At 38.5% G+C, this 12,144-nt stretch carries 12 protein-coding genes; 4 read left to right on the top strand and 8 right to left on the bottom strand.

Annotation, left to right across the window (positions count from 1 at the left end):
• Positions 1-100 precede the first annotated feature (100 nt).
• The gene (locus tag EOK74_RS05220; RefSeq protein ID WP_133468873.1) at positions 101-484 is read left to right on the top strand and encodes a DUF6678 family protein; all 384 of its coding nucleotides are present in this window, start codon (positions 101-103) and stop codon (positions 482-484) included.
• A gap of 1,142 nt (positions 485-1,626) precedes the next feature.
• Here the strand turns inward: EOK74_RS05220 and EOK74_RS05230 are convergent.
• On the bottom strand, positions 1,627-2,550 hold the full coding sequence (locus EOK74_RS05230) for a manganese-dependent inorganic pyrophosphatase (protein WP_133468875.1): 924 nt from the start codon (positions 2,548-2,550) through the stop codon (positions 1,627-1,629).
• Between the two features lie 494 nt (positions 2,551-3,044).
• Between EOK74_RS05230 and EOK74_RS05235 the strand changes: the two genes are divergently transcribed.
• Positions 3,045-3,509, top strand: coding sequence for a hypothetical protein (locus tag EOK74_RS05235; RefSeq protein WP_133468876.1), 465 nt, complete (start codon positions 3,045-3,047; stop codon positions 3,507-3,509).
• 141 nt (positions 3,510-3,650) lie between these two features.
• On the opposite strand, the gene EOK74_RS05240 is transcribed toward EOK74_RS05235, so the two are convergent.
• The 6 genes from EOK74_RS05240 to EOK74_RS05265 all read right to left on the bottom strand — a co-directional run bounded on the left by EOK74_RS05240 (position 3,651) and on the right by EOK74_RS05265 (position 9,685).
• Positions 3,651-4,190, bottom strand: coding sequence for a redoxin domain-containing protein (locus tag EOK74_RS05240; protein WP_133468877.1), 540 nt, complete (start codon positions 4,188-4,190; stop codon positions 3,651-3,653).
• A gap of 196 nt (positions 4,191-4,386) precedes the next feature.
• A complete protein-coding gene (locus EOK74_RS05245) occupies positions 4,387-5,022 on the bottom strand; it encodes a hypothetical protein (protein WP_133468878.1) in 636 nt (211 codons plus the stop codon).
• A gap of 14 nt (positions 5,023-5,036) precedes the next feature.
• Positions 5,037-5,711 (bottom strand): HupE/UreJ family protein, encoded by a 675-nt coding sequence (locus tag EOK74_RS05250; protein WP_133468879.1) that lies wholly within the window; start codon positions 5,709-5,711, stop codon positions 5,037-5,039.
• Positions 5,701-6,192 carry a DUF6644 family protein gene (locus tag EOK74_RS05255; protein ID WP_133468880.1) on the bottom strand — a complete coding sequence of 164 codons (492 nt, stop codon included), beginning with the start codon at positions 6,190-6,192 and terminating at the stop codon, positions 5,701-5,703. Before EOK74_RS05255 ends, EOK74_RS05250 begins: the two co-directional genes overlap by 11 nt.
• Positions 6,193-6,204: 12 nt before the next feature.
• Positions 6,205-7,902, bottom strand: a complete 1,698-nt coding sequence (locus EOK74_RS05260) for a DUF6152 family protein (RefSeq protein WP_133468881.1) — start codon at positions 7,900-7,902, stop codon at positions 6,205-6,207.
• A 202-nt stretch (positions 7,903-8,104) separates the two neighbouring features.
• The gene (locus EOK74_RS05265) at positions 8,105-9,685 is read right to left on the bottom strand and encodes an L-lactate permease (RefSeq protein ID WP_205964526.1); all 1,581 of its coding nucleotides are present in this window, start codon (positions 9,683-9,685) and stop codon (positions 8,105-8,107) included.
• Between the two features lie 273 nt (positions 9,686-9,958).
• On the opposite strand from EOK74_RS05265, the gene EOK74_RS05270 reads away from it, so the two are divergent.
• Positions 9,959-10,510 carry a GNAT family N-acetyltransferase gene (locus EOK74_RS05270; protein ID WP_239024022.1) on the top strand — a complete coding sequence of 184 codons (552 nt, stop codon included), beginning with the start codon at positions 9,959-9,961 and terminating at the stop codon, positions 10,508-10,510.
• 81 nt (positions 10,511-10,591) lie between these two features.
• On the opposite strand, the gene EOK74_RS05275 is transcribed toward EOK74_RS05270, so the two are convergent.
• Positions 10,592-11,002 carry a hypothetical protein gene (locus EOK74_RS05275; protein WP_133468882.1) on the bottom strand — a complete coding sequence of 137 codons (411 nt, stop codon included), beginning with the start codon at positions 11,000-11,002 and terminating at the stop codon, positions 10,592-10,594.
• 255 nt (positions 11,003-11,257) lie between these two features.
• Between EOK74_RS05275 and dapB the strand changes: the two genes are divergently transcribed.
• Positions 11,258-12,061 (top strand): 4-hydroxy-tetrahydrodipicolinate reductase, encoded by an 804-nt coding sequence (dapB, locus tag EOK74_RS05280; RefSeq protein ID WP_133468883.1) that lies wholly within the window; start codon positions 11,258-11,260, stop codon positions 12,059-12,061.
• Positions 12,062-12,144: the final 83 nt, after the last annotated feature.

A 12,144-nucleotide genomic window follows, 5' to 3' on the forward strand; every position in this document is an offset into this window, starting at 1 on the left:
TTTCACCTCATTAGTTCATGCCCATGCTGGGCGTACACAAACAAATTAGGGCCGACGCGCAAACAGCGCGCGCCGCCTATTCGAAGCGTTAGGTATACACATGAGTCTTCTGCCAATGGCTGATGCAGTGTCCAATGAAAAGGACGTGAAAAAAGCTAAAAGGATTATTGCTGAAAAGCAATTGGTTGGTGCTGCCAACAATACAAAATGGAATGAACTCATCTCAGAAATGCGAGATCTACCCAATCCACCGTGCTACCGAACAAAGGTCGTGAATGGCTACATATCAGGTTGGGATAGCGAATGGTATTATCACTTACCATTTCCACTACTTTGCGTTGAGTGGATTGATATAGAACTAACTGAAAATGTATTAGCTCTTGTTAGTGAAATTGGTTTTGAGTTCGAAAAAACTAAATCAATAATCAGGATTTGGGGTTACTTTCCAAAGTGTTACGAGGATTTTGGTGAAGAGTATACCTAACAAGCCAAGTCATCGGAAAACCACTCACTGGCTGCGCCAAAACGTTCGCGTTTTCCGCTGCTTGGGGCGTTAGGTGCTCTATGGTTAATTTGAGAGTGATAGGGTTAANGTGCTCTATGGTTAATTTGAGAGTGATAGGGTTAATTTTTATTTTGTTGTGCATTTCTCAGTATATCGAGGCATCTTCGTTGGAAGGGTTTGCCCTTAAGTATGAGAATAAGCTTGATATAGAAGTGAAGGTTGAAGTTTCGTCTTACTTCTCTCCAAACTTTGATAAAAATAAACCTTCTACGTTTATCGATTCCCTTTTGGAAAAAAAGGAAATAGTAACTTTAACGCCAAATGAGTCACGCAAAGTTATGTATTACACAAGTATAGGGTATTGGATTGAATGGAGAGTTATTGAACCTCAGTCTCTATCAAATATAAGTGGGCTCCTTGAACCGTTGATAAATAAAAGGTATTTAGTTGTTGAGTAACGCACCTAACAAGCCAAGTCAGCGGGAATTTCACTCGCTGAAAAGCGCTCATAAAATCCCCTGCTTGGGGCGTTAGGTGCCAAAGATGATGATAGCGGGCTACATTTTGGTGAGTATTGGCTTAGGAATTATACAAATTCAGTTGGCAAAATTTGTACAACTCAAGTATTTATCTGTATTGCTACTTCTTCTTTTTGTTACCGCTACAGGTGGTGTTCATTACAGGCTGTTTTTTCATGGAAGCGTTGGTATTTATGAGTTATCGTCAACTTTCGAACAAGTTTTTTCGCTAATAATGTTTCTATTTACAGTGTTTGTTCCAATTAGCAAAATCATGAAAAGAAGGAAGCCACACGCTTATAGAGACACCCATTGTAACCAGTTTTAAAAAATAATATAAAATCAATTAGTTATGGAGGTTGTCTCAAAAAAATCTGACTTGGCCTCCACAGCAGTTGTCAGCGCCACCGATGTATCATCGCCCCTGAGAGTCGGAGGAGTTAAAAGTAGTAAACATATATGGAAACCCAAGACAAATTTGGTTGTTTTTGATGGCTTAGATTGTAATGAGAAGTCTAAATAAAAAGCCCACATTTCAAAAATGTGAGCTTTTTAAATAAGCTACATGCCGCCTTTATATTAAAGAAGGCCTTAGTACTTTATTTACGCGAGTGAGTCTTGTAATGGTGGCACAACTTGCTTTTTACGGCTCATAATACCATCAACCCATACTTTTCCATCAACCAGTGATTTACCATAAGCTTTGTCTGTTAAATCTGCGTTATCGCTTACTACTAGGATTTCAGAGCCTTCTTTCATTATGTCTGTTAGTAATAACATAACGCTATGGCGCTCACCTTCGGTTTTTAATGTGGCCAAGTCAGCTAAAAACGCTTCTTTCATTGAGTCGAAAACACTTAAGTCGATGACTTCTAATTGACCAATGCCGACCTTTTTACCATGCATATTAAAGTCTTTGAAATCTCGTAATACTAAATCACGTATAGGGGTACCTTCTACTGCTGATTTAACTTTAAACATTTCCATGCCTAAGGCTTTATAATCTTCAATGCCTGCTATTTCAGCAAGTGCTTCAACACATTTAATATCCGCGGTTGTACAAGTTGGTGACTTAAAAATAACAGTGTCAGATAAAATCGCACACATCATAGCGCCAGCGATGTTTTTAGGGATTTCAACATTGTGAAAATCATACATCATTTTGATAATGGTGTTGGTGCAACCCACTGGACGAACCCATATTTCTAGAGGGGTAGAAGTAGTTATATCACCTAATTTATGATGGTCAATAATACCTAATACAGTTGAGTCATCAATATCATCAGGGCCTTGAATACGGTCAGAATGGTCAACAACATAGATACCATCTGTGTCTGCAAATGTTAATTTTAATTCTGGCTGTTCTAAGTCAAACTTTTCTAAAATGAATAAGGTCTCTGGAGATAACTCACCTAACCGTGCCGGTTTTACGTCTTCGCCTGTGACTGTTTTTAGATAGGAAAGCGCAATTGCTGAACAAATTGAATCTGAATCTGGAACCTTGTGTCCCACGGCATAAGCTGACATAAAAAACTCTCTATTTGTAATAAGTTAGTAAGTTTAACGAGTAACGTTTAATGCTGATTATTCTACCAAAGATTAATGCTACTCGCATAGCAAGCATAATTATAAATTATTGAAATATTTATAATCATATTGTTTAGTGCACCTAAAGGTTTGAGTTAAGAAGGCATTAAGAGTTTTGAGATGGGTTGCTTGAAAAGGTGTTGTCGATTTATGCTATTTTTCAAAATAGCGAAATATTCTTTAAATATATTTTATAAACAGAGGCAAGTTATCTCTAATTAAAAGTGGGTGTATAGTAAAGTATGTAAACTTTTGGTGTGATAGTATCACATGAGGCATATTAGGCTTTTAGAGTAATAATAATTATTTTATAAATGTAATCTAACCCAACAATAATTAATGATCATTCACGAAAAAATTACAGTCTCAGATGCGCTTAGTTCCAACTTAAAGACTTAAAAAGATTTCAGCCTTAAAGGAGTAATATATACATTATGTTTACTAAAGAATCAGTCCACACAGCACTGCAAACTTGGTGCGACAATGTAGTAAAAGTGGGTAAAGTTCATGCTGAAGGAGGTGATGTACAAGCGTTTTCTCTTCAGGTGTTATCTGAAAGTTATGATTATGACAATGGTAAGGTGTTATTTAAGCCTACGCTAACTTTTGGGCAGCAGACTTTTCGACCTACTAAAGAAGGCGCTCTATCTTATTTCGTGGGCGGAAACAGCGAATTTCCGAGCGATAATGGCTTTAAACTAAAACCTTGGGTAAAGGTTTGGTACAGCAAAGAAGATTTTATTCTCCACGGTGATTTAGCCATTGTGCAATGTAATGTACATTTTATTGGGGAAGACGATAGTCATATTTTTGTGAACAAAAGCTTCGTATTTAAAGAGTGTGATGATGGTAAGGTACGGATTATTTTGCATCAATCTTCACTGCCATATCAGCCATAGTTCTACTTGCTGGTTATTACATTTTTTAAATTGGATTTACCCAATCACTAAACACACCTAAATGGTAACCTCTTTACATTCAAAGAAAAGGGGCTATTTAGTAGTAAATAGCCCCTTCTAATTTATCCATTAGCATACTGATTAAGCGCTTTTGAAAGTACCACGTATAGGGTAGTCTTTAGACTGAATAAACTTAATGCCATCTAGTAACTTTTTAAGGTCTGGTCTAGAAAACGGTGCATTACTTTTATCCACTAAATGTAATTGGTTATCTGGGTTAATGACTAATACACAGGGCTCTGCAAAAGGGTGATCTGTTTCTTCAGGGCTTCTAGGCTCTGATATGTACAAATTTAATAGATTCATTTGTGAAATAGATAACTCACCCAATACTTCAAAGCTTAGGTCGTTAACTTTTTCTTTTAAGAACGAATTTAGTTGTGATACCGAGTCAGCAGAAACCGCTACAACGTCTATATTAGCGTTTTTGAAGTCATCATGTAGTTCGTTTAATTCGTTTAGATATGTCGCACATATTGGGCAGTGTTCGCCTCTATAAATTACAACCATTTGCCAATCGCTAGCAGCGGGGTGCACACGAGTCAGAGGTGTATCAATATTATCTTTAGATTTTGCAAAAAGTTCAGGGAAATTGCTTCCAGGGGTAATAGTTGTTTGCATTGTACTTCCTTATTAGACTAAAAGTACTTTAGAATTGCATAACCCATGCCGCAACAAAAACTCTTTAAAAACAATTTGTTATGGTTTTTTTGGAAGCAAAGGTAAGTAATAAATACATTGTTTTTGAAGATTGTTCACAAATTTTTATGACACTATTTAAGCTAAAATAGTAATTATGTTAAAAACTCTTAGTATTTTAAAATTTTACATTTTTAATCACTTTTCCCTCAATTGCACGGTACATTTCTTGGTGATCTTGCCAATATCCACTAATTACTAGCCTTACTGTAATTGCACTCTCTTCGATATTCATAAAGTAAAATCCATGATAACCAGTAAACGGACTGGTGAAGGAACCATTTTGTGAAGTACCTTCTCCTCTAGCGTAAGCCATTTCGAATTTGTCTGGATAATTTTTAGCGTCTGCACTTGAGGGGTGCCCATGAAAATCATAGTAAACGCCTTCTCTAGAGTTAAGAACTTCCCAGCTATATACAAAACTGCTATCTGCGGGCATGACAAATTTGTACTCCACTTCTCCTAAGTCTTCGATTTCAATATCGATAACTTGGGATTGAAACGGGACTTCTTCTAAATGAATTAACCCTTGCACTGACTCATTAATACGCTCTGCTTTGGGATCGTAATCACCTATGTTGAACGACAGCTCCAGCTTAGATGATGGGCTACTGGAGGGCTTTGACAGTGCAAGCAGCCCCAGCTTGTCTCCTAGGCCGGTGGGATCTATTCCATACTCGGCAGGTAATATAGCCACTATTAAAATCGTAGCACTACAAAATGTAGCTATACATAGTTTTTTTAAAAGCGTCACAGAGACAGCTCCTTTTATAGTAAAAAGTATCCAACGGATTGAAAGCCAAACAGCATTAGCCCAGCACAGAACAATAAAATATTGGTGGTTTTAGCAATAGCAGCAAAATTGTTCTGATTCCGTAGCCAAGTAAATAGCCAAAATAGCAAGGCGAGGGCGATTACTTGACCTACTTCGACCCCAAGATTAAATGCCAACATATTGGCAATCAACCCATCCCTTGATAAAGAAACATCTTGAAGCTTACTAGAGAGCCCAAAACCATGGGCCAGCCCGAATGCGAAAACCATAAACTTAGGGTTTAAAAACTGGACTGTTCCTAAGTTCTCTAAGGCTTTATAACAAACCGAAAGCCCAATAATGGCGTCGATTAAATAGGGATTAATGTAAATACCCGAAAGTACTCCAGCAAGTAAGGTCAGCGAATGACCAATGGCAAATAAACTCACGTAAACAACTACATCTTTAAGCTTACCTAGAAAAAAAATAACCCCAGCCAAATAAAGAAGATGGTCGTATCCTGTGACCATATGCTTTGCACCTAAATACAAGTAGGGGATTAAATGTGTGCCTGCTGCTCCAGCTAAAAAACCTTGGTCTTGCTCTGCTACCCCATGTGCCATGGCGGGTAAGGTGATAATAAAACACAGCGCAGACCAAAAACTTAACCTAGCGACCTTATTCAACATAAGGTATGAAACGCCCTAGAATAATCACGGCAGTCCAACATATTAGAGATAGCCAAGCGATAGCATGGGCACTTTTAGTGAGTTGGTTAGACTCTAAACCTGCATCTAACTGGGGTTTTGTACGCTTCATAAAATATAAAGTATTAAGGCCAGCCAGTATAATTACGCCCATTTTGGCCCAAAAGGCTATGTTAATTAAGTAGCGGTCTGAGTCTCCTACAACAAATAACAGCCCAGAGATAAGGTTGATACCAAAGCCGATAATTGCCCACCATATAAACTTTTCAACATGTCGGATTGGCAGAGTTTTAGCAAAGCCAACTACTCGTAAGTCAACGATAAGTAGCGATCCAAATAAAAGGCTGAGCCCTAAAAAATGTGCTATTTCTAATGCTGGAAACACAACCGCATTGTTCATTACCCAATCACTTAGAGCGGTTGCGTTTAGGGTGTCGATGATCCAAGTCAGTAAATTATTCATATTATTTTCCTCCTAAGACCAATAGCCGATAAGGCGACCAGCAATGATAGCAGTTAGCCAAGTAGTCACGGCAAGTGCTGCTAATTTTACATGTGCTCGGCTAATGGTATCTGAGGGCCTGATACATATTTTGACCAGCCACCAGGTTAGAAGCAGCCCAACAATTACAAGTATAATCTTAATTCGGAACGCCCAATTAAAGTAAAGCTCTACAGCGTTTCCACTAAATAGGGCGGCACCAGACACTATATTCACAACAAACCCAGCTTGGGCAATACGCCAATAAGACGCCATAGCCGTCACGGGTATCGCTGAGGCAAAGCCTAAAACTCTGAAAGTTAACATTAAGGCCACACCAACCAAAATCGCCATACCCACAGCATGTAATGAAAGTACAATTGGGTAGCCCCATTCAGTACTAGAAATAGTCTTACCAACTTTAGAGTCTTCGAGCCAAAGTAAGACTGGCATTGAATCTTGGTTGTTTGTATTTTCTGATGTGTAGTCAACAGGCTTATTGACCATTTTACTACCTTCTGGTTGACGCTCGGTGGTTAAGTCATCACAGGCATAAGGTTCATAAGCGTCATTGGTGAATGTCATTTTATCCGCACCTGTAATGGGCTCTTGAAGGTTAACGGGATCGGTCAAGGTGTAATTACGTGTAAGCTCAGTACCATCTTCACTTAAGGTGAAGTATTCGGTAATAGTTAATTCTAGGCTATTTTTGGCAGGTGAGGGTGGGCCTCCTCGACCACGTGGTGGACCTGATGGACGTTTGTCATCGGTATTGCCGCCTTCTTGTGCTTGTCTAGGTCGCTCTTTAGGTGGGCCGCGGCGCTCGCCGCCCATTGGTGCCATAATCCAACCTTCGTCAAACCCCGTTGTGGTAACAACCAAATTATTGCCTTGCCATTCACCTGTTGAAAATCCACTTCGGCTAGGAACATAGTCCTCAGGCATCTGGGTTCCATCTAAATAAATGGTGCGCTTTAAGCTCATAAAGCCATAGGTTAAATCGATATGGGAATCACTTTGTTCTATGGTGTTGACCATTTGATCAAACCACCAATCCATAATTATGTTCGTTGCTTTGCATTGATATCTAGGGTTTTCTGCATCCGTTGCCCCCTCAACTGCTGCTTTTCCGGCGTCGGTTAATAATACCGGTGACCTTCCGCCAGCTCCTGGAGGAGTGCCTCGTTCACGGACCATAGCCCAATTTCCATCAATATTTGGTGTGCCATCTTCACGCCTAATTAGACGAGGTTTATTTGTTTCTTCTTGTGATGGGTTATCTGAGTTTGTTGCTAAGGTGCCATCGTTATTGAATACACTGTTACGTGTGGCAGTTATTCCGTTTTCGAAGGTGACCTTATTCATATAACATGTAGTCGGATCTGTTCTATCTGGTGAACCCAAGATACTAATTTTACTACCTGTTTTGAAAAGTTCGGTTGTCCAGCCTCGACGCTTAAGTAATGAGCCAGATTGCAACTCACACCGCATATTAGTTACCTCGCCCTCAGATTCTATTACATCAAAATAAACATAAGAATGGGGGTTCACTAACCTAATCCGCGTGATTTCGCCACTTACGGTAAAGGTTGTGGTGGTATCGAATTGACCGCTACTGCCATGATGGGCAAGTGCAGTAAAAGGCGATATTAGCAGTAGGGTCATAACGATAACAAATCGTAGATTCCACATGTTTTGGTCCTTAATGATAATCAGAAATTTCTAAGCGGGAATATGCTGTTCTACATAAGTGTTTGATTTTAAAGGAATACTTTTAATCTACAAGAAAAAGCTTAGTCTAAAATTTTAATCTACATGTATAGTCTGTCTATTAAACTATTTAGTTCATTAGCCTAATTATTCTTTACACAGTCTTTACGTTAATTAAAAAAGGTTATGCCAATAAAATACCCATAGATGAAGCTACCATTCCATAAATGAGTAAAACAGCCATGCTTCGTTTTAAAATATAACCTTCAACATTGTTTAAAGCTAAAATTGACGTTACAGCCACAATATTATGAATACATATCATGTTCCCCATCGCAGAGCCAACAGCTTGTAGCGCCATTATAGTCGACACATTTAAGCCTAAATCTGTAGCAATGGAATATTGAATACCAGCAAAAGTTAAATTTGAAATGGTGGCAGACCCTGAGAAAAACGAACCTAGCGCTCCTAAAAATGGAGAGAATATAAGCCACTTGTCACCACTTATATTCGCTAGGTTTTGACCTATTAAACTTACAGCTGATTGGGTACCTCCCAACATCATTAAATTAACGAAGACTAAAGCCCCCATTAAAGCAATCACAGGTTTTTTTAAACTGGTTCCTGTGTGTAGTAATACAGCCAAAATTTTACCTTTTTTAAACCACCACAAGCTAAGGAGCCCTATTACTATAAACGGTAATATAGAAGGGACATATAATAAGTTGTGTTGCCACAAAACTTCGGTTTCTAGTATGTTTTCAAGTTTAAAAACTAGCGCGGCACTGAGGCTAAAGTCACCTAAAAATCCAAGACTTAATTGCCAAGCTGGGGTGGTGAGTTGTAGTAGGCTTTTAATTCCCAGTTCAGGTATTCTGGTAATTACCAATAAAAGTACCGTCCCCCATAAAGGAAAGGTAGCCTTAAATACAGCGCTTAACGATGGAGCTTTACAGCTGTCGGTCAGTAATTTTTTTGTGTCTAAACCAATATTAAATTTTGCTAGTAACAGGGTAATTATTAAGCCAATTAGTCCGCCAATTAATGACGGAAATTCTACGGTTATAAAACTGAGTAACAAATATGGCAAAGTACAAGAAAAAGTAGATAACAAAATAAAAACAATATTTTGTTTTAGTTGTTGTTTTTCGCTGACAACAAAAGCTAACGCCCCTAGCACAACGATAGGAGCAGCGACCGCGTTGATGAGCGCGGCTTTCCAAGCCACTTGATTAAGAATTAATGGAGACAAGTCTGTCATAGATAGACCAAACCAAATGGGGGTGCCTACTGCGCCGAAAGTGACAGGAATGGAATTAAGAATTAGGCAAGCTACCACCACGCGAACGGCAGGAAACCCCAACCCAACTAGTATTGGAGCCGCTATAGCTGCAGGTGTACCAAAGCCACTTGCCCCTTCAATCAAAAAAGCAAATGCCCAGCCCACTATCATTAGTTGAGCTATATGATTATTACTTAATTGATTTAACCAAAGTCGAACGATGTATAAAGCACCACTAACTTCCATGCAACGAAACAAAAAAATTGCGCCAGCTATTATGATAACTGGAGTTAAAGCCATTAATAAGCCACTCAACACTGAGGCATGTATTAAGTTACTGTCTAGTTTAAATATCCCAAAGACCACAATATAAGCAAAAGAAGCACATAGAGGTAGGGCTGTACTGGCAGCCATGCTGTGTTTTTTTGTCATCAAATAAATTAACAACATTATGGGGAAGTACGCACTAAACAGTGTCAGCATATTTGATTTAACCCTAAGTTATTATTAAACCTGAATACTAAAATGCTACGCCATGTAGGGCTTATAGTTAAATGCTTAACTAATTTTAAATGGCGCCTAAGCTAACTATTATTACATGGCTTAGACTTTTAACATTGACATAGGGCATCTATTCGCCCGTTTATTTAAAAATATGCTTTCTTCATAACAATGCTTTGCTCAGCTCCTTGTTTGATATCGCTGGTATAAACCATTAATTAAAATAGGAAATCCTTTAGTAGTCATTTACATTAGGTGTCCATTTTTAAACAGAGTTTTACTTGGGATATGCAGTTAATGGAACGCTTTGAATATTGTAATGCTAAGACTTGCAGCCAAGAGCTGCTTGCTTTAGGTCAGCATAATATGAAAATGTGGAATTTGTTCACTTGGCTAGCTGAACATGGTGAATTACAACACGGCACCCAAGCAGAGCTGATCAAGTTGTATGTTTATAATGAACTCGTAGCTTATAGTTTGTTTGAAAATTATCAGAGCCGTATGGATAAGTTGACCTTGTACGAAGGGCAAGGGTATCAAGATTTGGGGGTGGTACATTTTGTCACTCTGCCGGAGCACCGCAACAAGGGCTACGCAAGTTCACTTGCAGACATTATGTATAAAGATGTGATTAAGCCACTACTAAATAAGCCTAGTAGTCATAACGTTTACGTAACAGCTACTGGAAAAGCAGTACCTTTAATGCAGCAAACAGGTATTGCTACTAAGAATCTGATTACTCAATTTTATTCTGAGCTTAGCTTTAAAAGGAAAGTAGTGGATGTTATTAACAATAGTTACTTTTGATATTTACTAAAAAGCACAGCTATTGGAATGTTCTAGTATTCAGATCACTTCCCAAAAGTCAGTGCTTTTTAAACGTTATTTTTAAATTGTAAATTTAACGTCTTCGTCTCGCAGTAAATAAAGTGCAAAACAAGCCGCCCACATTGGCCATGCAGTGAAGAACAACAGGTTGTTGAAGCCGTCAATATATTGATTATAAGAAGACAAAGTTGATAAACCATGCAAAATGAAAATTACCCCGTAGGTAATACGTTTCTGAATACCGGCAACAAAAGCTAAGACTAATAATAGTTGTAATGCGCCTAAAACATAAGCCACAGTATCCGTTGAACCGCTAATGCCATAAAAGTGTTCGAATATGCGAGCACTGTGTCCTGGATTTACAAACTTATCGAGTGTCCACATCAACATTACTATAAAAACCCCTAGACGCAGCGCTAAAAGAGACCATTGCAGGCGGTTTTGAAAGTCAGTAATTGAAGTGTTTGTCATAAAATGTCCTTTTAAAAGGTTAAAATAGTTATTGAGTAAACCAAGACCGAGTAACTTTTTATTTATTTCATATTTTACTAAAAATAATAACGAGAAGGTTTTAGGTGGGACAAGCTGGAGGAACTTAAAGTGAGGGTTTAATATTTGTTATCGTCTTAGTTATAAATAAATGTTAATGCTGCAACTACTGCAAAAATTACAGAATTGATGCACAATTCAGATATATCTTTTTTATGTTTAAGTTATCGGAACACTATGAGTAAAATTGCAATTTTTGGCGCTAATGGCCGTATGGGGAGAGTTTTAATTGATGCGGTTAACCAAAGCCAGAATGATGAACTTAGCGCTGCAGGAGTAAGAGTTTCATCTTCTTTTGTTGGAGTTGATGTGGGTGAATTGGCTGGTATCGGTAAAGTAGGTCTTGAGGTCACTTCTGACCTATCAAATTATCTTGCAAGTACAGACATTTTTATTGACTTTACTTTACCTGAGGCGCTTGCAGGTAACTTGGAGTTTTGTGTAGCACATAAAAAGCCTATTGTGATAGGCACTACAGGTTTGTCTGATGAGCAAAAATTATTATTACAGGAAGCGGCCAAGTCTATTCCAATTGTATTTGCTGCTAACTTCAGTGTAGGTGTTAACTTGATGCTTAAACTGGTTCGCCAAGCCGCATCTGTTATGGCAGAAACCGCTGATATTGAAGTTTTAGAAGCTCACCACAGATTCAAAAAAGACGCTCCTTCAGGAACAGCTGTTGCTATTGGCGAAGCTATTGCTGATGAAATTGGTCGCGACCTATCGAGATGCGCCGTTTATGGCCGCGAAGGAGACACAGGTGAGCGAGATCACAATACTATTGGTTTTGCCACAGTTAGGGCAGGGGATGTAGTAGGCGAACATACGGCTTTATTTGCAGATATTGGTGAACGCTTAGAGATTACCCATAAAGCTTCCAGTCGTTTAACCTTTGCTAAAGGTGCGGTAAAAGCGGCGGCTTGGTTAGCCAATAAACCAGCTGGCCTTTACGATATGCAAGATGTCTTGGGATTTAACTAAGGCTATTTAATTGTGTTGCGTGAATTTTCTTAATTGTGATTTTTACCCCTTATGTATAAAAATTATGATTAAAGCCTTGTTTA

This window comes from Paraglaciecola marina, from assembly GCF_004360155.1.
GTDB lineage: Bacteria > Pseudomonadota > Gammaproteobacteria > Enterobacterales > Alteromonadaceae > Paraglaciecola > Paraglaciecola marina.